Source organism: Paenarthrobacter nitroguajacolicus, assembly GCF_007786235.1.
GTDB lineage: Bacteria > Actinomycetota > Actinomycetes > Actinomycetales > Micrococcaceae > Arthrobacter > Arthrobacter nitroguajacolicus_A.
The window spans coordinates 1-22,596 of record NZ_VNFK01000028.1; the positions used below are offsets into that span (position 1 = coordinate 1).

Consider the following 22,596-nt stretch of genomic DNA (forward strand, 5'->3'; position numbering starts at 1 on the left):
CGGAGACTTAGCGTCTCCGGCCTGTCTTGGAGGGTGGGCCCTGTGGGGATCGAACCCACGACCCACGGATTAAAAGTCCGATGCTCTACCAACTGAGCTAAAGGCCCCTCCAGCTGTAGAAACAGCCATGAATACTGTACCCCAAGGTCAAGGCCAGCAAGGAACTCAACGTGACGTGCGCCGTCGTCACCTTGCTTGGGCGAACGTTCGACGGCGGCGCGCGGCGGCAGCGGCGTGTCGGGCCCAAGGCGGCGGCAAAGTAGGTGGTGGCGGCCCGCCAGCAACAACGGCAACCGTTACTCGACCCCACCAGAGCACAGGAGTACGGTGAAGTCATGAGCGAACAGCCAGGACCACCTGCGTACGGCGGAGCAAACAGGCACCACAAGCCCAAGCCCTTCGCGCCCATCGATTTCGAACCGTTCGCTGGTGGCGCCGACCCCGCGCGCGTCTCCGAGGCCGCCCACCTTGCTGCCCAAGCTCTTGTCAGACGAGGCCGCGACAGCGACGATCCCAAGGTCACGCGCCGCTTGGTAAAACTGGCCGACGAACAAGGCTTGGAAGCCATCGCCGAGATGTGGGCGGAAAGCCCCGCACGAAGCCTTCCCGGCGCGCTCTGGAGGCTTTACGCCCTCCGCGCCGCCACCATCCAAAACCCCGAGAAGATCTCCGTCTACTTCCGGGCTGGGCGCGACACCGCGCAGGTTTCCAACGTAGTGGCGGGCGCTGCCGAGCCACCGGGAGCCGATGAAATGAAGACCATGGCTGACGCCATTTTGTCCGGCGCTTTCGACGGCGAGTTCGACGTCGCGCTGGAACGCTCCGCTGCTTTCTGCCGCGTGGTGGCGCTCGGCCAAGCTACTCTCGCCGATGGCGCGGAGCACAGCAACGAGGGCCACGCGAGCAAGCTCACGCGCAACTCGCACCAACTGGTGAAGACCGCCGAAGACCTTGAGCACGCCGCCAATGCGTGGCGCCTAGGGGAGCTCGACTAAGCAACAAAAGGGGCGAAACGTACCCACGTCGGCCCCGGACTGTCAATGTTGACTTACCCAGCCTGACGGTGAAAACTAAAACTGGTGTCGAACCGCGAAACCCCCGGGCTTCAACTTATAGCCGCTTCGAGCGGCCTACCGCCGAGAGGCGTATCCGGTTCGGCACCATTTTTATGCCCGAACGCAGTTTGCCCGGGTCGGCACTGAGGCGGACCCGGGCAAACCGGCAGGATTACTTCAGCGTGACCGTGGTTTCGGCCTTTTCCTTCTTGTCGTGGTCGAGGTCGCCGGCAGCGTCCTGAGGCGTCAAAGTCGCTTCGATTCCGGTTTCCTTTCCCGCGGTGTAGGCAAAGTTCTCGGCAAGGTTGAAGGACTCACCGGGCTTCAGCACGAACGGATCCTTTTCCTTCAGCTTCACACCGGAGCTGCTCAGCCCGTGCTTCTTGTACCCGTCGCTGCTGGAATCGGACGGCATGCCGCCCATGTACTTCCAGTCCAGGTACTTTGCCTTGGGCGTGACCAGCGAATGACTCAGCGGGATGTCTGCTGATGAGGTGTTGGTGACCACATAGTTCAGGTACACGATCGGATCGCCCTTCTTCAGGAGGTTTTCCTTGGTCTCCTTATCCACGAACATGCTGTCCTTGGACGCTACGTCCGTGGCCACCTGGTAAATGTCCACGCTGAAGCTGTCGCCCTTGATGGCGCCGAGCTTGTCGCCCTTATCCGTGATGGGGAGCGCCCAGGCAGCTGCCGTGTAGACGCCCGTGGACGCCCCTTCGGCAGCGGATGACGACGCAGCCGCCGACGACGAAGAGGCGGAAGATGGTGCTGCGGACGAAGAGGCGGGCGACGGCGATTCGGTACCACCCGTCGTCGAACCCGCCATGGTTGCGCCGCAAGCTGTCAGGGCCAGCAGTCCGGCCGCCGCGAGGCTGGTGATCTTCACTACATTGTTGATGCGCATAATTCCCCCATTGATTGGATTAACTCGAAGACTTGCTAAGTCTTGCACGGATGGGCGGCGCCAGCGATGGGGACAACTGCCCGCAACGTTCCGGGCACTTCCCAGACCGCGCCAGCGGAACGGTAAAGTTATGACCGAAACGGGCAGCGTCAAGTCAAGCAGCCCGCGCCCCATCCGTCCCCAGCCCGGAAGCGAAATGAAGCTGCGCCTTTTCCCCCAGGAACCCGCCGGGCTCGTACTGCTCGCGCAGATGGCCGGCGTGATCGTGGCTGGCACCGGAACGCTCTCCGAGATCCTCGGCGCTCCTGCCAGCGAGCACGACCGCCTCGCCGAAGAACTCCATGAGCACGAGTCCAAATCCTTGGACCTGCACTTCGCGTTGCTGACGCACATGCGCACCAGCTTTGTGAACCCGCTTCCCCGCGAGGACATGTACACGCTCTCCCGCCACCTTAACGAAGCCATGGAGAAGCTGGATGCCGCCGGCGATCTGGTGGCCCTCTACAAACTGGACCGGCTGCCCAAACGTGCAGCGGACCAACTGGAAATCATCAGCCGCCAAGCCGAGCTCACCGTGGATGCCATGCGGAAGCTCGAGGACTTGGACGAGCTGGAGGACTACTGGATCGAAATCCTGAGGCTCGCCAAACGCGCAGAGCGGACGCACCGGATCTGGGTGGCCGAGATGCTCAAGGACATGAAGTCCACGCAATACGCGCGGCACAGGGACATCGCCAACCAGTTGGTGGAAGTTACCAAGGACATGCGGAAGGTCGCCACGCAGGTAGGCAGCATCATCGTCAAGGAATCATGACGTGACCATTGCCATCCTGGTCTTGGTAGTTGGCTTAGCCTCTGGATTCGCGTTCCTCAACGGCTTCCGCGATGTCTCCAACGCCGTCGCCCTATCCACCCGGACCCGCGCCCTCACTCCGTCCATCGCGGTGCTTCTGGCGGCACTCTTCAACTTTGTGGGTGCCATGCTCAGTGGCACCTTCGTCCTTGCGTTTACGCAGTCGTGGATCACTCTGCCCACAGGCACCAGCGGGTTGACCATTCTCGCTTCGGCGCTCACTGCAGCCATCCTGTGGGGCGTGTATGCGTGGTGGCGGGGAATTCCGTTGTCCTCCACCAACTCCCTGGTGGGTGGCCTGATTGGTGCGGGCGCCGCAAGCGTCCTGGTGGGCGGCAACGCGGTGGGTGGCATGGACAACGTCCTGCTGACGCAAGTGGTGCTCCCGCTGGTTTTATCGCCCGTCATCGCCTTTGTGGCGGCGTACTTGCTGGTATGGCCAGTGACATGGGCTGCCCGCTACACGCAGCCCAACGTGGTGAATAGGCGGTTCCGAAGGGCTCAGGCCGTGTCCACCGCGGCCGTCGCGTTCGGCCATGGCCTACAGGACGGCCAACGAACCGCGGCGGTGGTTGTGCTGGCCATGGTGGCCGCCGGGTTGTCCAGTGGAAGCACGGTTCCCCTTTGGATCCTGCTGCTCACAGCGGTCATGCTCACGGCGGGAACAATGTTCGGCGGCTGGAGGATTTCACACACGCTGAGCCACAAGCTCATCCGGGTGGATCCACAGCGCGGTTTCGTGGCGCAGACCCTGACTTCCGTGATGCTCTTTATCGGCGCCATCGGCTTCCATCTTCCCCTCTCCACCACCCATACACTGACGGCGTCCGTGCTGGGAGCGGGCATCAACCAGCGGTTCCACACGGTCAACCGGCGGCTGGTCCGGCGGATCCTGCTGTTCTGGGTGGCGACTCCCCTGGTTACCGCTGCGGCGGCCTTCATCCTGGAGCTGGCGTTCTCGCCCCTCGCGGACCTGTAGACCCAACTGACTGGCATTAGTGGTTGTTTTGAGGGCTCAGAATAACCACTAATGCCAGTCAGTTGGGCAACAAAAAACGACGGCGGCCGTACCCCCAAGGCGACGGCCGCCGTCGTTATGTGCCGACTCCCCCCATAGAAGCCGGAACCCGTAGAACCCTTATCCGAAGCGGCCGGAGACGTAGTCTTCCGTTGCCTTCTGGCCAGGGTTGTTGAAGATGCTGGTGGTGTCAGCGAACTCGATCAGCTTGCCGGGCTTACCGGTGCCTGCGATGTTGAAGAACGCGGTCTTGTCGGACACGCGTGCGGCCTGCTGCATGTTGTGGGTCACGATCACCACGGTGTACTGGTCCTTGAGCTCGTTGATGAGGTCCTCGACGGCCAGCGTGGAGATGGGGTCCAAGGCGGAGCAGGGCTCGTCCATGAGGATCACCTGCGGCTCAACGGCGATGGCGCGGGCGATGCACAAACGCTGCTGCTGGCCACCGGAAAGACCGGACCCCGGCTTGTCCAGGCGGTCCTTTACCTCGTTCCACAGGTTGGCGCCCACCAGGGACTTTTCCACCAGGGCATCGGCTGCGCCCTTGGAGATCTTCTTGTTGTTCAGCTTCACACCGGCCAGCACATTGTCGCGAATGGACATGGTGGGGAACGGGTTGGGGCGCTGGAAGACCATGCCTACCTGCGTGCGAACGGTGACGGGGTCCACGCCGGGGCCGTAGAGGTTGTCGCCGTCCAGGAGGACTTCGCCCTCCACGCGGGCTCCGGGAAGGACCTCGTGCATGCGGTTCAGCGTGCGGAGGAAGGTGGACTTGCCGCAGCCGGACGGGCCGATGAAGGCGGTGACGGACTTGGCTTGGATGTTGATGTTGACGTCCTCGACGGCCAGGAAATTGCCGTAGTAGACATTCAGGTCTTTGACGTCGATGCGCTTGGACATGGTGTTCCTTTGTTCCTTGGGGGTTCTGGAAGTTTTGAGTGCCGGGCGGCCCGGCAGACCCGTTTAGCGTCCCGTTTTGGGTGCGAACAGACGGGCGATGAGGCGGGCTCCCAGGTTCAGGAGCATCACCAGGATGATCAGCACCAGCGCGGCGCCCCAAGCACGCTGGTCGGAGGGACCAGGGTTGGACGGCGACGTCGGGTTGAGGATCTGCGTATAGATGAACGTCGGCAGCGAAGCCATCCAGCCACCGAACACGTTGTTGTTGATGGTGGTGGCGAAGCCCGCGGTCACCAGGATCGGCGCAGTTTCGCCAATAACGCGGGCGATCGCCAAGGTGACGCCGGACGCGATGCCGGAGATCGCCGTCGGAATAACCACCTTGGTGATGGTGCGCCACTTACGCACACCCAGCGCGTAGGAAGCCTCGCGGAGCTCGTTCGGGACGATCTTCAGCATTTCCTCGCTGGAGCGGACCACCACCGGGATCATCAGGACGGAAAGCGCGACGGCGGCTACCGCGCCGGTCTTGGTGCCGGGGCCCACAACTGCGAAGAAGAACGCTGCCGCGAAAAGGCCGGCCACGATGGAAGGAATGCCGGTCATGACATCAACGAAGAACGTGATGGCGCGGGCCAGCGGTCGGTCATTGCCGTATTCCACCAGGTAGATCGCGGTGAGCAGGCCCACAGGGACGGAGATGACGGTTGCCAAGAGCGTGATCTGAAGCGTGCCCATCAGCGCGTGGTAGATGCCACCGAGGACGGGAGCGCCTTCCTCCACTGCTTTGTTGTCGAACGCGCCCGTGACGCCGTTCATTGATGTGCCGAGGAAACCGGGCGTGATAAGGCCCGGAATGCCGTTGACCAGCACGGTAAAGATGACCGAGATCAGCGGCAGGAGCGCAATCAGGAAGGCGCCAACAACCAGGCAGGTAGCGAGCTTGTCCTTGGCTTTGCGTGCGCCTTCAACTACGCCGCTCCAGGAGACCAGGCCTACGGCGAACAAAATGGCCGAGACAATGCCCCAGCCGAAGGCGTTGAAGCCGATGAGCGCCAGGATGGCCGCGCCGACGATCAGCGCGACGGCCAGGACAATGTAGGGCGCGAACTTGGGCAGCTGGCCCTTGGTGAGCGCGGAGCGCTTCCGGACTACTGTGGCGGTCATTTAGTTGGCTCCCGAGAATTCTTTGTGCCTGGTGATGATCCAGCGGGCGATCATGTTCACGCCCAGGGTGATGACGAACAGCACCAGGCCTGCGGCGATCAACGTATTGACCTTGATACCGCTGGCTTCGGGGAAGTTCAGGGCAATTTCGGCAGCGATGGTCTGGTTGCCGGACTGGATGAGGCTGGCGGTCAGGACGCCGGAGGAGAGGACCAAGGCAACAGCCATGGTCTCGCCGAGTGCGCGGCCCAGGCCCAGCATGATGGCGCTGATGATGCCCGGGCGGCCAAACGGCAGCACGGCCATCTTGATCATTTCCCAGCGGGTGGCTCCCAGGGCGAGCGCTGCTTCCTCGTGCAGCTTGGGGGTCTGCAGGAAGATTTCGCGGGACAGGGAGGTGATGATGGGCAGGACCATGACGGACAGGACGATGCCGGCGGTCAGGATGGTCTTGCCGGTGGCGGATGCCGGGCCTTCGAAGATCGGGATCCAGCCGAGGTTATTGGCCAGCCAGTCGTAGGCCGGGGAGATTTCCTTGGCCAGGAAGGCTGCACCCCAGGCGCCGTAGACAACGGATGGGATGGCGGCCAGGAGGTCAACCACGTAGCCGAGGCCCGAAGCGAGCCGGCGCGGTGCGTAGTGGGAGATGAAAAGGGCCACGCCAATGGCCACGGGGGTGGCGATGACGAGGGCGATCACGGCGGCGATGAGCGTGCCCACCACGATCGGTGCGATGTAGGCGAAGAAGCCGTTGCCGCCCTGGATGTCTTCAGGCGGGGCGGTGAGGGCGGGGATCGCCTGCACCACAAGGAACAACGCGACTCCGAAGAGAACCGCGAGAATCAGGCACCCTGCGGCCATTGCGGCCCCGGAGAAAACCTTGTCCCCGGCGCGTCCTGCGCCTTGGGAGGTTGTCAGGGAGTTGGTGGTCACTTCACGATCCTTCAGTCTCAGTGAACTGGTCTTACATGGCTAAGTTCCCTATCCCGCGCGGCGGACCTTACAGCCAGCGGCTTGGCGGCCACTCCGCGCGGGACAGGGAACTTCAGTGTTCAGCCGGGTTCAGCAAACCCGCGGGAAACCCTTAGGCCTTGGCCTTGATGGTTTCGATAGCGGCCTTGGCCTTGTCCTGCAGCGTGTTGGAGAGCGGTGCGGACTTTGCGGCGTCGGCTGCGGTCTGCTGTCCTTCGTCGGAGACGACGTAGGTTTCGAAGGCCTTGACCAGGTCAGCAACTTCCTTGGTTTCGTAGGTGGTGCACACTACGTGGTACGAAACGAGGACTACCGGGTAGGCGCCCGATTCGGTGGTCTTGCGGTCCAGCTTGATGGCGACGTCGTTGGCGGCGCGGCCGTCAACGGCCTTGCCGGCTTCGACGGCCTTGGCTGCAGCGTCGGCGGAGATCTTGACGAACTCTTCGCCCACCTTGATGGAGGCGGTGCCCAGCTTGCCGGAGACAGCGGAGTCGTCGGCGTAGGTCACGGCGCCTGGGGTGTCGGTGACGGTCTTGACGACGCCGGAGGTGCCCTTGGCGTTTTCGCCCGCGAGGCTTGCGGGCCAGATGCCGGCAGCCTTGTCCGTCCACACCTCGGGAGCAGCAGATGCGAGGTAGTCGGTGAAGTTGGTGGTGGTGCCGGAGTCGTCAGAGCGGTTCACCGGGGTGACCTTGAGGTCCGGCAGGGTGACGCCTTCGTTGAGGGCGGCGATGGCGGGGTCGTTCCAGTTGGCGATTTCGCCGCGGAAGATCTTGGCGACGGTGGCGGCGTCGAGCTTCAGTTCGGTGACGCCGGGAACGTTGAAGGCGACGGCGATCGGGGAGATGTACACCGGGATGTTGATGGCGCCGTCGGGGCCGCACTTGGCCTTGGAGCTCTCCAGCTCTTCGTCCTTCAGGTAGGCGTCGGAGCCGGCGAACTGTGCCGAGCCGTCGATGATGGCCTTGCGGCCTGCGCCGGAACCGTCCGGGGAGTACTGAACAGTGGCGCCCGAGTTGGCGGTGGAGAAACCGGCCTTCCAAGCGTCCATGGCCGCGCCGGTGGAGGAGGCGCCGATGCCGGTCAGGGTGCCGGTAACCTTAGGGCCGGATGCGGCCGACTGGGTGCCGGCGGTGGTGCCCGTTGCGTTGTCTGAACCGCAAGCAGTGAGCGCGAGAGCGCCGGCTGCGATGACCGCGATTGCCGCGTTGCGGCCGAAGTGAGTTGCCTTCACTTGGATGTGCCCCTTCCAGGGATTCTTCGATGCGGGCCGAACGGAGATTTCGGCGTGCGCGAGCTGAGGACCTTTTGTTCCTTTACTGAAGGTAAGGAGCGCAGGTAACGGGACCTGCGGTGGAAGGTGAACAGAAGGTGAACGACGGCGGACCATTGGGTTATGTGGCGCGCGCCACCTTGAGCGCCGCCCGGGTTGCGGTCGTTGCGACGGGCTGGGCAAATAGACTGGGAGGCATGGCTGCCGCGAAGGGATTTTCTGCAAGCAAGAGGTTCCTGCGTGCCAGAGTCCGAACGGGTTTGGTGCGGAGCCGGAACTCGTTGACTCCCGCCATCCAAATGACTGTGTGCGCGGTGGGAGCCTACGCCTTCGCTGAATATGTACTGGGCCACCAAGGGCCGTTGTTTGCTGCCACGTCTTCCTTGATTGCCTTGGGCTTCTCCCGCGACCCAAGGCTGCGTCGGGTCATAGAGGTGGGCCTGGGCTGCACACTGGGCATCGTGGTGGGTGATTTGCTGCTCCACTGGCTGGGCGCTGGGATCTGGCAGGCCGCCGTCGTGCTTCTTTTCTCTATCCTGCTGGCCAGGTTCCTGGACAGCGGCACGATCTTCACCACCCAGCTGGGACTGCAGTCGTTGCTGGTGGTGCTGCTGCCGGCGCCGGCGGGCGGCCCGTTTACGCGCAGCCTGGATGCCGTGGTGGGTGGCGTGTTCGCGTTGCTGGTGACCATCCTGGTGCCGAAGGATCCGCGACGGGAGCCGAGGAAGGACGTGCAGAAGATCCTGCATGAGCTCGCGGAGGTACTGCGCGAGTGCGCCAAAGCCATGATCGACAGCGACTCAACAACGGCCTGGCACGCGCTGATCCGCGGCCGGAACTGCCAGCCTTTGGTGGACCGGATGCGGCAGACCCTGCGGGCCTCGGGTGAGGTCGCAACGCTCGCTCCCGCGCACCGGAGGCACCGGGACGAACTCGCTGGCCTGGAGCACTCCCTGGAGTACATCGACCTCGCGCTGCGTAACTCACGCGTCTTTGCGCGGCGGCTCACCAGTGCCATCAACCATGCGGCATTGTCCGATGAAGCGATCGAGAGCATCTCCGAAGTCCTGCAGGAAACCGCCGCGGCGATCGACGAGATGACCATCGGGTTGTCCGAGCAGAGCGAAGGTACCCGCCGGGTTCATCTCCGCCGAGCCAGGAACGACCTCTCGGACATCGCTGCCCGGCTGCACCCCAAGATGCTCGACGTCCAGAGGCTGGAGGGCGAAACCGTGGTGATGCTGTTCCGCCCACTCATGGTTGACCTGCTGGAGGCGAGCGGCATGGAGCCCGAAGAGGCGCGGGCCGTACTCCCGGCGCTTTGATTGCGCGCCGGGCCGCGCCGAGATGGCATTTAATGCCAATCCCAGGGACTGACATTGTCATTAAGTGCCAACTCGGCGGCTAATAGTGTCAGTCCCCGCGACTAACCTTGAACCCATGGCTTCCAAGACCTCCCGCGCATCCAAGACACCCGCCTACAAATGCGCCGAATGCGGCTGGACAGCCATCAAGTGGGTGGGGCGCTGCGGCGAGTGCCAGGCCTGGGGAACCGTTGAGGAGTACGGCGCCACGGTAGCGCGTACGACGGCGGCCGCTACCGTTCTGGAGCCGGCCCGCCGTATCGCTGAGGTGGATGGCACTACGGCAGCTTTCCTTCCCACCGGGGTGGACGAACTCGACCGCGTCCTGGGCGGAGGCCTCGTGCCAGGTGCCGTCATCCTGCTCGCTGGGGAACCCGGCGTCGGGAAGTCCACGCTCCTCTTGGACGTAGCGGCGAAGTTCGCGCGCACCGGACAGGACGTCCTCTACATCACCGGCGAGGAGTCCGCGGCGCAGGTGAAGCTGCGCGCTGAGCGGATCGACGCCGTGGCCCATACCCTTTATCTGTCCGCCGAGACCGACCTGGGGCAGGCACTTGGGCAGGTGGAGAAGCTGGAACCCAAGCTGCTGATTGTTGACTCGGTGCAAACGCTGAGCAGCGCGGACGTGGAGGGCAGCGCCGGTGGCGTCTCGCAGGTCCGTGAGGTGGCAGCATCGATCATCGCCGCAGCCAAGCGACGCAACATGACCACGCTGTTGGTGGGCCATGTGACCAAGGAAGGCACCATCGCCGGCCCGCGGCTGCTGGAACACCTGGTGGACGTCGTGTGCCAGTTCGAAGGCGAGCGCCACTCCCGCCTGCGCCTGCTGCGCGCGGTCAAGAACCGCTACGGCGCCACGGACGACGTCGGATGCTTCGACCTGAACGAGGCCGGCATTGAGGGTCTCGCGGACCCCAGCGGACTGTTTGTGTCCCGTACCCGCGAGCCCGTCTCCGGCACCTGCATCACGGTGACCATGGAGGGACGGCGGCCATTGCTTGCCGAGGTCCAGTCACTCCTTGCTGAAAGCCCCAACTCCCAACCCCGCCGGGCCACCAGCGGGCTCGAGAGTTCACGGGTGGCCATGCTGCTGGCGGTCCTCCAGCAGCGCGCCGGTTGCATGCTCCACAAGGACGACTCCTACGTAGCGACCGTCGGCGGCGTGAAGCTCACGGAACCCGCCACGGACCTGGCGGTGGCCCTGGCTGTTGCGTCGGCAAAATCGCGGAAGGCACTCCCCCAGCGGCTCATCGCGTTCGGTGAGGTGGGGCTCGCAGGCGAGGTCCGCCCGGTTCCCGGCATCAACCAACGCATCCAGGAAGCGCACCGGCTTGGCTTCACGCACGCGATAGTGCCGGCCAGTCCGGCAGGTGCGGGCGTCATCCCAGACGGCTTCTCCGTGCGCGAAGTGGGCCACCTCGCAGAGGCACTGGAACTGTTGATCACTTAGCCCTTCCGGGGTGTCGAGTGCCTCCTGAGCTGCGGGTTCGGCAAGGATTGGCTCATGACCAAGAGAACTGTGCTTATCGGGGGACGCTTTTTCTTTGGCCTTTTGACCTTGGTGGCTGTGGGGACACAGCTGACCGTTCACTTGGGCATGGGCTACGACTTCTGGAATTTCTTCAGTTATTTCACCAATCTGTCCAATATCTTCGCGGCGCTGGTGTTGCTCATCAGTGGCTACAGGGTGCTGATCCGCAAGCGCCCCAGCGAGATTGACGACGTCACCCGCGGAACGGCCACCATCGCCATGGCCGTGGTGGGGCTGGTGTTCGGGGCGCTGCTGGCTGGTGAGGACCTGGGCTCGCTGCTGCCTTGGGTCAACTTCGTGGTCCACTACCTGATGCCCGTGGTGATGGTGGCGGACTGGCTCTTCCAACCGCCGCGCGCCACCCTTAGGCCCAAGCACATTTGGTACTGGCTGCTCTATCCCATCGGCTATCTGGTCTACAGCCTGGTCCGCGGGGCCTTCGTGGACTGGTACCCGTACTGGTTCATCGATCCCGCACGCGCCGGTGGCTGGGGCGGCGTGGTGATCTTCGCGTTGGCCATCTCGGTGGGGTTCCTCGTGGTGAGCTTGGCAATGCTGTGGCTTGGGAACAAGCTGAAGCGGCAGGTGGATTACTAAACCGCTGAATCCACACGGAAATAACTACACCAATTTGTTATATCCGCCCATGTCAGCGGGCACCGTTCCCCAAAGTGGACCTGTCAGACAGGCGGGAAAACCCCTCTTCCAGAGGCAGCCGAACATAACGAAATGACCCATTTTGGGGCTTGCTGGTGCGGTTAACGGTGCCCGGAAGCCCTATCATTGTGCTTGTCGTCATTGGGGCATTTTTCATGAGTGCCCACTGATGCCGGATTCAGCTTGTCTGTGAGCCGAGGCTTGCACCTTCGAAGGGAAACCCTATGGCCCGGAGCCCGGAAGAATCGCTCAAAGCGACTCTGGCCAGAGTCGCACCCGGAACTCCGTTGCGGGATGGCCTTGAACGCATCCTCCGTGGACGCACCGGTGCCTTGATCGTGCTGGGCTATGACCGCACCATCGACTCCATCTGTTCCGGCGGATTCGATATCGGTATCGATTTCTCTCCCACACGTTTGCGTGAGCTGGCCAAGATGGACGGTGCCATCATCTGCGACAAGGACGCCAGCAACATCGTCCGCGCCGCTGTCCAACTGGTTCCCGATTCGAGCATCGAAACCCAGGAATCCGGCACCAGGCACCGTACGGCTGAACGCGTCGCCATCCAGACCGGCGTCCCCGTCATTTCCGTCAGCCAGTCCATGCAGATCATCGCGCTTTACGTGAACGGGCTGCGTCACGTCCTGGAAGGCTCGGAGAAGGTCCTTGCCCGCGCCAACCAGGCCTTGGCAACGCTGGAACGGTACAGCGCCAGGTTGGACCAGGTCACCAGTTCACTGTCTGCCTTGGAGATCGAAGCCCTCGTCACGGTCAGGGACGTCGCCGTGACTCTCCAGCGCCAGGAAATGGTCCGCCGCATCTCGGAGGAGATCGCACAGTACGTCCTGGAACTTGGCGAGGACGGCCGCTTGCTGTCGCTGCAGGTGGAGGAACTCACCATGGGCCGCGGCCCGGGCAGCGACGTCATCATTCGTGACTACTCGGATCCGGACGCAACACCGGAGGAAATCGAGGAGGCCGTCCAAGCCCTCCTCAACCTCGGCCCGACGGAACTGATCGACCTTAGCCGCATTGCCCACATCATCGGCTTCGCCGGCGGGGTGGAGCAGTTGGACGCCGTGGTCCAGCCCCGTGGCTACCGCTTGCTGTCCGGGCTGAAGTCCGTGCCCAAGGCCGTGGCTGATCGCCTGGTGGACTACTTCGGTGGGCTCCAGAACCTCATGGCCGCCACCATCGACGACCTCATGACCGTCGATGGCATCGGCGATCAGCGCGCCCGCACGGTCCGCGAGGGTTTGAGCCGCATGGCCGAGGCCAGTTTGCTGGACCGCTTCCTCTAAGCCGCCCGCCGCCGTCGACCAATACCGTCAACCGCCGCGGTCCAGCGTTAGTTCAGTTGGAAAACGGCTTTGGGGCTGGCCTTGTTTCCCAGCCGGGCCTCGAACGTGTAGTAAGCGCCGCCGCCCCCGGGTTTGGCGTTGATCGCGCCGCAGCCCTCAAGTGTGCGGTTGCGTTGCCACGGAAAATTGGCCGTCTCGCTCTTCCCGGGCTGGATGGTCTTGATCAGGTCCACGCCGCCGGTCTGGCAGTCCTTGGACGAGAAGATGCGGTCCGCACCGCTCATCACCAGGTACTCCATTTGGGATGTGCCCACGTTGACCTCGCAAGGGGCCGCATTCCCGTTGGTGATGGTCATGGTGAGCAGTGGCTTCTCCTCCGCACCGTAGGCAGGCTTGTCCGTCTTGGCGGTGACTGTCATGAGGTTGAAGTCGCACACAGGTGTCGGCGAGGCGGACGGCGACGATGTTCCGGTGGGCGCGCTCCCCTGCGTCGGTGCCTGCGAGGTGTCCGGGGTAGTGACGGCCTGCGGCTCCGGCTGCCCGGTGAAGGCACCCGTGATGGCCACCGCGCCAATTACCAACAGAACGATCACCAGCAGCAGGCCACCAAAAACAACCTGTCGACGACGGCGGTACACGGCAGGGCTCGGCTGTCGCCTCTTCGTCGGGCTGCTTTTGCCCGGCGCACCGGCACGGGATGAGCCACGGGCAGCACCCTTCGCCGGCGCTGATGAGCGCGCGGTCGACTGCTGCTTACCCTTGTTGGCCATGCTTCTAGGCTAGGCTCGCGCGTATCAGGGCACCTAACCTACACGCCGCAGGGCCCCAATCCGGACGTGTGTGACGTCGGCCATGGGACTGCCCGGGGCCTCGGATGATCGGGGTTCCACTACAGTGGATGGCAGTATGACACTTCCCGATTCCAACAAGCTCACCGAGCTCCATGGCGCCCTGGATCAGTGGTTCGCCGAGGCCGCAAGGGACCTTCCCTGGCGCGAGCCCGACTGCAGCCCATGGGGCATCCTGGTCAGCGAAATCATGCTCCAGCAGACCCCGGTGGTACGGGTGCTCCCGGTGTGGCGCGACTGGATGGACCGCTGGCCCACGCCCGCCCATCTTGCCAACCAGCCCTCGGGCGAAGCCGTTCGCCACTGGGGCCGCTTGGGCTATCCACGGCGGGCCCTGCGGTTGCATGCGGCCGCTGTCGCCATCTGCGAGCAGAACGACGGCAAGGTTCCCGACACGTATCCCGAGCTCCTGGAACTGCCGGGTGTCGGCAGCTACACGGCAGCCGCCGTCGCCGCGTTTGCCTTCGGTCGGCGCGAGACCGTGGTGGATACGAACATCCGGCGCGTCCACGCACGGCTGGTGTCCGGAACTGCCCTGCCCGCTCCGGCCTTGACCGCCGGGGAAATGCGCCTTGCCCAAGCACTCCTCCCAGTCGAGCAGGCGTTGTCCGTGCGTTGGAATGCTTCCGTCATGGAGCTCGGCGCCATGGTCTGCACAGCCCGCAGTCCCAAGTGCGCTGACTGTCCCGTCCGCTCGAGTTGCGCTTGGCTTGCGGCCGGTGAGCCGCCGCCGTCGTACACCCCCAAGGGCCAGTCATGGCACGGCACCGACCGTCAGGTCCGCGGCGCCGTGATGGCCGTCCTCCGCGAAGCCGCCTACCCTGTCCCGCGGGAAATGTTCGAGCGTTCACCGGCCGACCTTGGCTTCGCTCCCTCCGGAGTTGGCATTCCGCTCGCCGCACTGCACAGGCTGAATTCGGCACCTGAGCAGCTTGAGCGCGCATTGGACGGTTTGTTGAGTGACGGCTTGGCGGAGATGCACGACGGCGGGTTGCGGCTTCCGGCGTAGCTTCCACCGGCGTGTAGTCCTACCCTGAAGCCATGGGCAGAATCGGACTGGCTTTGACGCTCGTGGGAACTGCAGCGTTGCTTCCGGGATGCTTTCCTGAAGCGGTGGCTTGCCCGGCTATCGGACATGTTGCGGGAGTCTCCGTGACGGTGTCGGCCAACTACGCAGATGACGTTGGATCGCTTCGACTGAAGGCGTGCCAAGACGGTACGTGCACGGACAAAGAGCTGGTGCTGCATCCGGGGTCAGTGGCTGTGGACCAAGGGTGCTCGCCGGATGGCGTCTGTTCGGCGACGTCGTCGCCCGACGGGACCCTGCAAGGTTTCCTGGAAATGCCGGCGCTCTCGGAGACTCCGCTAGATGCGACGGTGACGGGTACCAGCCCGGCCGGAACGGCCTTGCAGGCCCGGGCGTTGACCTTCACGCCGACGGGCGAGTACCCGTACGGCGAACAGTGCGGCCGCGTCGTCTCGGCCGGTGTGGTGCTGGACGCTGAGGGGCTGAAGCAGCGGTAGCTGCGCTTAGGGCAGGGGAAGCCGGGGCGCCGGGACTCACGCCCACCTCGGACACCAGCAATCGGCAGGCGAAGCTGACTCAATAATGGCAGTGTGGGTTTTTCAGCTGATCTCTCTGGCGATTTGATTTTTCGCCGGGTATTCTCTTGCCACCATGCCCGGATGGTGGATCTTTGGAGATGCAGTGAGCGCTGACAATCAAGGAGTTACCGCAGCTGAACGGTCATGGGCCGTGGACTTCAGCGCGAGGATCCACAACAAGCATGCGGCGGAACTCAACGAGCTCCGCACGGCCATGACCGAAGCTCCACGGCGTGGGGAGCCACGTCACCTCGGCCGTCGCCAACACCGGCTGGGGCCCCTGCAGTCCTTCGAGGACGCAAGCGTCCAACTCACTATGGTGGCTGAGTCGGTGGAGCTGGGGTGGTTCACCGTTGGCCCAGCCCCGGCTGGAATGTGCCTCACCGTGTCCATCGCAGCGCACCAGAAGGACACAGGGATCCAAACGTCCCTCCCGCTGACGGAATGCGATGCCTGGCTGCAGGCACTCCTGGGCGGCCAGTGGATGCTGCACGCCTACCGATGCGGGTGTGCCACTGGTGCCGCAAGTGAGAATGTGGTGTCCTACAGGCTGTATCTCGATGCTGCACGCAAGCCGATCCGCAAGCCCGAAGAAGTACTGGCAGACGCCTGCCTGCCGCTACAACCGTAGCCGAATTTCCGCATTATGAAATCTTCATTCCGATATTAAACACAAGGGGACTCTGGAATTAGCAATTCCGAAACAAGCCCCTCATAGCGTCTTGTGTGATCCCAGGCCGTGACCCTGCACGGCCCCAGCACAGATAGGCGCCCTCTTGAAGATCCCCGCACCCGTACCCGAAGTGAGCCCGGCGGCAAAGAAGCCCCTGTACAAATCCTTGTTCTTCCAGATCCTCATGGCCGTGGTGCTGGGGATCGCCATTGGGTACTTCTGGCCGCAGGTCGGGTCCGCCCTCCGCCCACTGGGCGACGGCTTCATCCAGCTCATCAAAATGATCATCGCCCCGCTGATCTTCCTGGTCATTGTCACGGGAATCTCGGCCGTGGGCGACGTGAAGTCCGTCGGAAGGGTGGGCGTCAAGGCCCTCATCTACTTCACCGCCGCCACACTTTTCGCGCTGGCCTTTGGACTGGTCGTGGCCAACGTTGTCCAGCCCGGAGTCGGCCTCAATATTGACCCCGCATCGTTGTCTGAGGACGCGGTAAACGCCAAGACCACCACAGCTCCGCCCAAGGACATCGGCCAGTTCCTGCTCGGTGTCATACCCACCAGTGTCGTGGGGGCGTTCGCCTCCAACTCTTTGCTTCAGGTCCTCTGCTTCGCCATCTTCTTCGGCGCCGCCATCGTGGTGGTGGGCCGCGAGAAGTGCAAGCCCGTCATTGATCTCATGGAGACCACGCTGGAACTCTTCTTCAAGATCATGGCCTGGGTCATGCGGGTGGCACCGGTTGGCGCTTTCGGAGCCATGGCGTTCATCATCGGCCAGTACGGCCTCAGCTCACTCAGCACGTACGCGCTCTTGGTGGCCGCCTGCTACGGCTCCGCCCTGGTGTTCATCGGCTTGCTGTTCATCGTGGCCTGGGTCTATCCGCGCGTCCCACTGTGGCAGTTCATCAAGTACTCCCGCGAGGAGTTCATGCTGGCCCTGGGAACAGCCTCTACGGAATCAGTACTCCCCCGCATCATGACCAAACTGACCAACGCCGGGTGCTCGCGGGCAACCACAGGCCTGGTGATCCCCACCGGGTATTCCTTCAATCTGGACGGGGCCGCGCTCTACCTTTCCATCTCCCTCCTTTTCCTGGCCCAGGCCTTCGGTCACAACCTGGATCTGGGCCAGCAACTGGCCGCTTTGGGCATCCTGATGCTGACGTCCAAGGGTATGGCAGGGGTTCCAGGCTCGGCCTTCCTTGCCCTCTCCGCGACAGCTGGAGCCTTGGGAATCTTCCCGGTGGCGGGTGTGGCACTCCTGCTGGGAGCGGACCGCCTGATGGATTCCATGCGCGTTGTGGTCAATCTGTTGGGCAACTGCGTCGCTACGTTTGTGGTGTCCAAATGGGAGGGACAGTTTGATCGCGACGCAATGCTGGCCGCCTTCCGCGGGGAGCCCAGGACGCCGGACGTCGAGGAAGCAGCCGAACCGTCGGCCCCGGCACTCAAGTCTCCCCAGCTGACCTCCGATACGTACTCGGGGTAAAGCCCAGGTACTTCCGGAAGTCGTTCGTGAGGTGCGCGTGGTCTGCGTAACCAAGTTCGACGGCGATCGCCGCAAGGTCCGCTGTTGGACTGGACCGGGCACGCTCTGCGGCGTCCTGCAATCTTCGGCGGCGAATCAGTGCGGACGGACTGAGGCCAACGTACTTCTTCGCGATTCTCTGCAGGGTCCTCGGCGACACCGCAAGACGTGATGCCGCGTCCTCAATCAGGACCACTGCGGGGTCGGAGGCGATGAGGTCCACCATGCTGTTCGCGAGCAACGCCTCCTCAGACGGAACACACTCCAACGACACCAGCCACGCCACAAAGGCGGCCACTGCCAGCTCACGGCGAGCGCCGCCGTCGGACGCTGTTTCGCCGGAAGGCATCGTCATGGCGGCCTCGACCGGACGGCGCAGAGCCTCCAAGGCCAGAGCAACTTCTTTGTCGCGCAAGGCTCCTGGGTCATCGGCGAACAGGGGCACTGCCGCCGGGCGGAGGAGGGCACCAACCGCCCATCCCTTGCCTGTCAGATCCCGGTACGCGGCGCGGGTTGTGGGACCGGAGACTTCCACCCCATCACCTTGAACCACCAGGTTGGAGGCAGGGTAGGCAATGACGTGTTGCCGGGAGGTGCGGCCCGGCTCTATGTCCCATTCCGGGATCCAGAACCACTGCACCAAGTCAGCGACGGCGGCAGGGGCAGGAAAACGATGGAAGGTGGGCAGCCGCGCCGGATAGAGGATGCCTTTGAAGGAGCTTTCCATAGGACCTCCGTTCGGCGTTGAACCTGTCGCGAATTTCCAAGCGCCGGCCTGGACCGGGCACGTAGCGTCATACGCATGACCGATACTACAAGCACAGCATCAACCACTGCCGCCCACGGCGAACACACGACGCACGGCATCCCGAAAGGCCTGACCAGCCTCACGCCGTTCCTCGCCGTTCCCAATGCCAAGGAGGCCATCGCCTTCTATAGGGAGGTGTTCGGAGCCCGGGTAGTGGGTGAGACCGAGATGGGCGGGATGGTGGTCCACGCGGAACTGGACTTCGGAAACGGCCACCTCCAGCTGGGCGAGCCCAATCCCGAGTACCACCTGGTCCCGGCAACGGAGGGAGAAAACGACTGCTACTCGATGGGCCTGTACTGCGCCGACGCCGACGGGCTGGTTCAACGCGCGGAGCAAGCTGGCGCCACCATCCGGGAACCACTGTCCACGTTCGTTTCAGGTGACCGCTACGCGAGTATCCGCGATCCCTTCGGAGTTCGCTGGTCCATCATGACGCGTGTCGAGGACCTGTCGGAAGAAGAGAGCAACCGCCGCGTGGAGGAATGGGCCGCTCAGCAGGACCCGGCGCAGCAGGGCCAGCCCTAGCCCGTGGCCAAGCCTTAGCCCTAGCCCTAGCTAAGGCAAAGGCAGAACGGGTGCCCGGCCGGATCCAGGAACACCCTGAATGTTTCGCCCGGCTGGTGGTCGGCCTTGCTCGCACCGAGGGCGAGGGCGACTTCCTCGCCCTTGTCCAAATCCTCCACCACCATGTCCAGGTGCATTTGCTGCGGGATCGTCTGTCCAGGCCACACCGGCGCCTGATACACCTCCACCTGCTGGAAGGAGATGCAGTTGCTGCCGTCACTGGGGCGGATATCGAACCAGTCGCCCTTGTCCTCAACTTCCCAACCGAACAGCTCGCCGTAGAAGGCGGCTAATGCAGCCGCGTCGGGACAATCGATGACAACACTCGGGAATTTAGCGATAGCCATGTTCTAAACCTCGTCAGCCGTCTTTTTCATGCGGGCAAGGGCGCTCTTGGTGCCCCTTTGCGTGAGAACGTGAACCACTGCGCCAACACCCGCGGAAACTACCGCGAAGACCAGGACGCCGGGCAAGGAGTCATTGAGATCAGTGCCGTCCTTGGGAGCGGGCTTGCCGGTCTTCTTCTGCCACAGGCCCTCCAGCGTCTTATTTGCCAGAGCACCGGCGCCGAGGCTTACGGCCAGGCCAAAGAGCTTTACCAATATGTTCACGATTTCATCCTCCATCAGTTAGCGCGCGCCACGAACGGCGCTGCACTCAACAAGCGCTGCACAACAAGACAGGGCCGCTGCAACCGCAGCGGCCCTGTCCACATTCCTAGTCCTTCTTGAAGGCGTCCTTCAGCTTCTCGCCGGCGCCCTTGAGGTCTGCCTTGACCTGGTCGCCTTTGCCTTCAGCTTCGAGGCCCTTGTCGTCGGTCAGCTTGCCGGCGGCTTCCTTGGCCTTGCCACCAAGCTTCTCGCCGGCATTCTCCATCTTGTCGTCAGCACCCATGTCGCACCTCTTTCGTCGTAGGAACCTTGTACCTCTACAACATCACTAATCAGCATACTTAGCAATATCTTGGAGCAGATCCGCTGAAACTAGAGCTCGCCGAACCCTTCCTCCACCAGCCGCCCCACATATTCAACGGCCTTCAGCGAATCCTTGCCCCGAGCTTCGACGCGGAGCGTGGAACCCTTGCCTGCGGCGAGCGCCATCAGCGCCATGATCGACATGCCGTCGACGCCGTTAACGGTCACCTCCGCGTCCAGACCGGACAGGCCTCCGGCGATCTTTGCAGCAGGACGCGCATGCATGCCCAGGGGGTTGATCAGCTCAAACTCAGCACTTGCGTCAGGTTCGGCCACGCCAGGCGACTCAGTCGCTTCCACGGCCTTGGAACCCACGGCCTCAGCCGCGCTGCGAACGTCCTCGACGCCGGCGCCTCCCTGGGCAGCGACGGCTGCGGCCACGAGGCCCTCCACCAAGGGAGCATCGGCCAGCAGGATGGCATCAGGCTCACTGGCGAACTCCATGGCGGACTCAGCCGTCATCACCGCCGATCCCAGGTCCGTCAGCACCACAACGCCGTCGCCGCCGGAATCAACCAATGACTGCTCGACGGCGGCCAGCACCTTTTCGAGGCTTGTCCCGATCCGGTCGTCGTCCGTGCCCCCGGCGGCGACGAGGTCGACGTCGGGCGCCATCTGCGCGGCGAGTTCCACCGCGCCCTCAGCGATCTTGCTGCTGTGCGAAACCACCACGATCCCCACTGTCATACGGCGTCGGCTCCCTGGTCACCGGTGGAGCCCACAGCGGCAGCCGCGGCCGCACGAAGGAGCAGGGCCGTGGATGCCGCTCCGGGATCACGGTGCCCGGCGCTGCGCTCTCCCACGTAACTGGCCCTTCCCTTGCGTGCCACCAGCGGGTCTGTGGCCGCGGCGCCAGTCTCTGCGGCCTCAGCGGCCGCTTCAAGGACACCCACAGGATCCGCACCGCTCTCGGCAGCTTTCCGTGCAGCTTCCACGGCAGGGGTCCACGCATCAACCATGGTCTTGTCGCCGAGTTCGGCTTTGCCTCGGGCCACCACACCATCACGGGCGGCCTCCAAGGCAGCTACCAGCGCCTCCGCATCCACGTCCGTAGCAGCGCCCCATGACGTAGCTGCGCGGAGATAGGCGGTGCCATACAACGGCCCGGCTGCTCCACCCACTTTGGACATAAGCGCCATCGCTGCGGCCTTCAGCGCTGCCCCGGGAGTTTCCGGTGGGGACTCGTCGAGCTTTTGGAGTACGGCCTGGAAGCCGCGGTCCATGTTCTCGCCGTGGTCCGAGTCGCCGATGGGTCGGTCGAGTTCTATGAGTTCCACGCGATGTTCGGCCATGGCTTTGGCGGAGAGCTTCAGCCAGTCCACTGCCCAGCCGACGTCCAGCCCCATGCTTAGGCTCCCCACCGCAACGCGGCGGTGTGGACGGGTGCGTCCCAGAGCCTGGTCAGTTCGTCGTCCAGACGCAGCACGGACACGGAGCAACCCTGCATTTCCAGGGACGTGACGTAGTTCCCCACCAGCGACCGCTCCACGGTGGCACCGCGCTCGGCCAGGACCTGCGCCGCCCGCCGGTACACGATGTACAGCTCACTCTGTGGGGTACCCCCCATGCCGTTGACGAACAGCAGCACCTTGTCCCCTGATGCCAGGGCGAGGTCTTCGAGCACTGGCTCCAGCAGGCGGTCCGTGATGGCGTCAGCGCTTTCCATCGCAATCTTGTGCCGGCCTGGTTCGCCGTGGATGCCGATCCCGATCTCGATTTCATCCTCTGCGAGCTCGAAGCTCGGCGTGCCCGCGTGCGGCACCGTGCAACCGGACAGAGCTACGCCCATGGTCCGCACGTTGGCCACCACCCGCTCTGCAATGGCTGTGACCGTATCAAGGTCGTCGCCTCGTTGGGCAGAGGCGCCCGCGATCTTCTCCACGAGGACGGTTCCGCCAACCCCGCGGCGGCCCGCCGTGTACAGCGAATCCTCCACCGCGACGTCGTCATTCACCAGTACCGAACGAACATGCACGCCTTCGGCCTGCGCCATCTCGGCTGCGGTCTCGAAGTTCAGGACGTCGCCGGTGTAGTTCTTCACGATATGCACGACGCCGGCACCTGAGTCCACGGCGACGGTCGCCGGGATGATCTGGTCGGGCGTGGGCGAGGTGAACACTGCCCCGGGGACGGCGGCGTCCAGCATGCCGAGCCCTACGAAACCGGCGTGCAGTGGCTCGTGGCCGCTGCCTCCACCGGATACCAGGGCGACTTTGCCCGCTACTGGCGCGCCCTTCCGGACGACGAACTTGGGCTCGGGATGGACGTCCACGATATCGGCATGGGCCATGCCGAAGCCTTCGACGGACTCGTCCACCACGGCGCGTGGATCATTGATGAGCTTTTTCATGGGATGCTCCTGGGCGTGCTGTGGCTGGTGCTCTGACCCTACTACCGGCGGCCCGGGCCACGGTAGGCCTTGAAGCGGTGGAAGGATACTTAAATAACGGAAGGGACAGCCCCCAATGACTGTCCCTTCCGCCTGCACTCCCGGACGGAAATGCGTTAGTCCCCGGCTCAAGGCGCGGACGCGGATCCCCTCTGATGAGCCGGCTCTTCCTCCGACTCGCTCCTGGCGTGAAACTCGGGCCAGAAGGC

The 22,596-nt window shown here is 63.8% G+C and carries 25 protein-coding genes and 1 tRNA gene; 12 read left to right on the forward strand and 14 right to left on the reverse strand.

Features of this window, described 5'->3' with window-relative positions:
• Positions 1 to 34: 34 nt before the first annotated feature.
• A tRNA-Lys gene (locus tag FQP90_RS22050) sits at positions 35 to 107 on the reverse strand.
• A 228-nt stretch (positions 108 to 335) separates the two neighbouring features.
• Here FQP90_RS22050 and FQP90_RS22055 point away from each other — a divergent pair.
• Entirely contained in the window at positions 336 to 995 is a 660-nt protein-coding gene (locus tag FQP90_RS22055; protein ID WP_144653209.1) for a hypothetical protein, read from the forward strand.
• A 232-nt stretch (positions 996 to 1,227) separates the two neighbouring features.
• Here FQP90_RS22055 and FQP90_RS22060 read toward each other — a convergent pair whose 3' ends face one another.
• Complete coding sequence (locus FQP90_RS22060; RefSeq protein ID WP_144653210.1) at positions 1,228 to 1,962, reverse strand: hypothetical protein; 735 nt, start codon at positions 1,960 to 1,962, stop codon at positions 1,228 to 1,230.
• Positions 1,963 to 2,158: 196 nt separating this feature from the next.
• Here FQP90_RS22060 and FQP90_RS22065 point away from each other — a divergent pair, with 196 nt between their 5' ends.
• A complete protein-coding gene (locus tag FQP90_RS22065) occupies positions 2,159 to 2,776 on the forward strand; it encodes a DUF47 domain-containing protein (RefSeq protein ID WP_144653244.1) in 618 nt (205 codons plus the stop codon).
• A 1-nt stretch (position 2,777) separates the two neighbouring features.
• Positions 2,778 to 3,794, forward strand: a complete 1,017-nt coding sequence (locus tag FQP90_RS22070; RefSeq protein WP_144653211.1) for an inorganic phosphate transporter — start codon at positions 2,778 to 2,780, stop codon at positions 3,792 to 3,794.
• Positions 3,795 to 3,953: 159 nt separating this feature from the next.
• On the opposite strand, the gene pstB is transcribed toward FQP90_RS22070, so the two are convergent.
• From pstB to pstS, 4 genes are all read right to left on the reverse strand, one after another.
• A complete protein-coding gene (pstB, locus tag FQP90_RS22075; RefSeq protein WP_011772968.1) occupies positions 3,954 to 4,733 on the reverse strand; it encodes a phosphate ABC transporter ATP-binding protein PstB in 780 nt (259 codons plus the stop codon).
• Between the two features lie 63 nt (positions 4,734 to 4,796).
• Complete coding sequence (pstA, locus tag FQP90_RS22080) at positions 4,797 to 5,900, reverse strand: phosphate ABC transporter permease PstA (RefSeq protein WP_144653212.1); 1,104 nt, start codon at positions 5,898 to 5,900, stop codon at positions 4,797 to 4,799.
• Complete coding sequence (gene pstC, locus FQP90_RS22085) at positions 5,901 to 6,833, reverse strand: phosphate ABC transporter permease subunit PstC (protein WP_144653213.1); 933 nt, start codon at positions 6,831 to 6,833, stop codon at positions 5,901 to 5,903. It lies immediately after the preceding gene.
• A 151-nt stretch (positions 6,834 to 6,984) separates the two neighbouring features.
• The gene (pstS, locus tag FQP90_RS22090) at positions 6,985 to 8,106 is read right to left on the reverse strand and encodes a phosphate ABC transporter substrate-binding protein PstS (protein WP_144653214.1); all 1,122 of its coding nucleotides are present in this window, start codon (positions 8,104 to 8,106) and stop codon (positions 6,985 to 6,987) included.
• Positions 8,107 to 8,342: 236 nt separating this feature from the next.
• Here pstS and FQP90_RS22095 point away from each other — a divergent pair, with 236 nt between their 5' ends.
• The 4 genes from FQP90_RS22095 (at position 8,343) to disA (ending at position 12,998) form a co-directional block, all read left to right on the forward strand.
• Positions 8,343 to 9,470 carry an FUSC family protein gene (locus FQP90_RS22095; protein WP_144653215.1) on the forward strand — a complete coding sequence of 376 codons (1,128 nt, stop codon included), beginning with the start codon at positions 8,343 to 8,345 and terminating at the stop codon, positions 9,468 to 9,470.
• A 115-nt stretch (positions 9,471 to 9,585) separates the two neighbouring features.
• Positions 9,586 to 10,959 carry a DNA repair protein RadA gene (gene radA / locus FQP90_RS22100; RefSeq protein WP_144653216.1) on the forward strand — a complete coding sequence of 458 codons (1,374 nt, stop codon included), beginning with the start codon at positions 9,586 to 9,588 and terminating at the stop codon, positions 10,957 to 10,959.
• Positions 10,960 to 11,013: 54 nt separating this feature from the next.
• Positions 11,014 to 11,637, forward strand: coding sequence for a Pr6Pr family membrane protein (locus FQP90_RS22105; RefSeq protein ID WP_144653217.1), 624 nt, complete (start codon positions 11,014 to 11,016; stop codon positions 11,635 to 11,637).
• Between the two features lie 284 nt (positions 11,638 to 11,921).
• Positions 11,922 to 12,998: a DNA integrity scanning diadenylate cyclase DisA gene (disA, locus tag FQP90_RS22110; RefSeq protein WP_024819020.1), complete on the forward strand. Its 1,077-nt coding sequence runs from the start codon at positions 11,922 to 11,924 to the stop codon at positions 12,996 to 12,998.
• A 47-nt stretch (positions 12,999 to 13,045) separates the two neighbouring features.
• Here the strand turns inward: disA and FQP90_RS22115 are convergent, their stop codons facing one another.
• Positions 13,046 to 13,768: a hypothetical protein gene (locus tag FQP90_RS22115; protein WP_144653218.1), complete on the reverse strand. Its 723-nt coding sequence runs from the start codon at positions 13,766 to 13,768 to the stop codon at positions 13,046 to 13,048.
• Between the two features lie 136 nt (positions 13,769 to 13,904).
• Between FQP90_RS22115 and FQP90_RS22120 the strand changes: the two genes are divergently transcribed.
• From FQP90_RS22120 to FQP90_RS22135, 4 genes are all read left to right on the forward strand, one after another.
• Complete coding sequence (locus FQP90_RS22120; RefSeq protein WP_144653219.1) at positions 13,905 to 14,855, forward strand: A/G-specific adenine glycosylase; 951 nt, start codon at positions 13,905 to 13,907, stop codon at positions 14,853 to 14,855.
• 32 nt (positions 14,856 to 14,887) lie between these two features.
• A complete protein-coding gene (locus FQP90_RS22125; RefSeq protein ID WP_144653220.1) occupies positions 14,888 to 15,370 on the forward strand; it encodes a hypothetical protein in 483 nt (160 codons plus the stop codon).
• Between the two features lie 184 nt (positions 15,371 to 15,554).
• A complete protein-coding gene (locus FQP90_RS22130) occupies positions 15,555 to 16,082 on the forward strand; it encodes a hypothetical protein (RefSeq protein ID WP_144653221.1) in 528 nt (175 codons plus the stop codon).
• A 145-nt stretch (positions 16,083 to 16,227) separates the two neighbouring features.
• On the forward strand, positions 16,228 to 17,610 hold the full coding sequence (locus FQP90_RS22135; protein ID WP_244296936.1) for a cation:dicarboxylate symporter family transporter: 1,383 nt from the start codon (positions 16,228 to 16,230) through the stop codon (positions 17,608 to 17,610).
• On the opposite strand, the gene FQP90_RS22140 is transcribed toward FQP90_RS22135, so the two are convergent.
• Complete coding sequence (locus FQP90_RS22140; protein ID WP_144653222.1) at positions 17,570 to 18,376, reverse strand: AraC family transcriptional regulator; 807 nt, start codon at positions 18,374 to 18,376, stop codon at positions 17,570 to 17,572. The two genes, FQP90_RS22135 and FQP90_RS22140, sit on opposite strands and share 41 nt — an antisense overlap.
• A gap of 75 nt (positions 18,377 to 18,451) precedes the next feature.
• On the opposite strand from FQP90_RS22140, the gene FQP90_RS22145 reads away from it, so the two are divergent.
• Positions 18,452 to 18,985: a VOC family protein gene (locus tag FQP90_RS22145; protein ID WP_144653223.1), complete on the forward strand. Its 534-nt coding sequence runs from the start codon at positions 18,452 to 18,454 to the stop codon at positions 18,983 to 18,985.
• A gap of 26 nt (positions 18,986 to 19,011) precedes the next feature.
• Here the strand turns inward: FQP90_RS22145 and FQP90_RS22150 are convergent, their stop codons facing one another.
• The 6 genes from FQP90_RS22150 to dhaK all read right to left on the reverse strand — a co-directional run bounded on the left by FQP90_RS22150 (position 19,012) and on the right by dhaK (position 22,348).
• Positions 19,012 to 19,371 carry a VOC family protein gene (locus tag FQP90_RS22150; RefSeq protein WP_144653224.1) on the reverse strand — a complete coding sequence of 120 codons (360 nt, stop codon included), beginning with the start codon at positions 19,369 to 19,371 and terminating at the stop codon, positions 19,012 to 19,014.
• 3 nt (positions 19,372 to 19,374) lie between these two features.
• A complete protein-coding gene (locus FQP90_RS22155) occupies positions 19,375 to 19,635 on the reverse strand; it encodes a DUF4235 domain-containing protein (protein ID WP_144653225.1) in 261 nt (86 codons plus the stop codon).
• Positions 19,636 to 19,741: 106 nt separating this feature from the next.
• Positions 19,742 to 19,918 carry a CsbD family protein gene (locus tag FQP90_RS22160; protein WP_144653226.1) on the reverse strand — a complete coding sequence of 59 codons (177 nt, stop codon included), beginning with the start codon at positions 19,916 to 19,918 and terminating at the stop codon, positions 19,742 to 19,744.
• Between the two features lie 89 nt (positions 19,919 to 20,007).
• Positions 20,008 to 20,685, reverse strand: a complete 678-nt coding sequence (gene dhaM, locus FQP90_RS22165; RefSeq protein ID WP_144653227.1) for a dihydroxyacetone kinase phosphoryl donor subunit DhaM — start codon at positions 20,683 to 20,685, stop codon at positions 20,008 to 20,010.
• Positions 20,682 to 21,344, reverse strand: a complete 663-nt coding sequence (dhaL, locus tag FQP90_RS22170; protein ID WP_144653228.1) for a dihydroxyacetone kinase subunit DhaL — start codon at positions 21,342 to 21,344, stop codon at positions 20,682 to 20,684. Before dhaL ends, dhaM begins: the two co-directional genes overlap by 4 nt.
• A 2-nt stretch (positions 21,345 to 21,346) precedes the next feature.
• On the reverse strand, positions 21,347 to 22,348 hold the full coding sequence (dhaK, locus tag FQP90_RS22175) for a dihydroxyacetone kinase subunit DhaK (RefSeq protein ID WP_144653229.1): 1,002 nt from the start codon (positions 22,346 to 22,348) through the stop codon (positions 21,347 to 21,349).
• Positions 22,349 to 22,596: the final 248 nt, after the last annotated feature.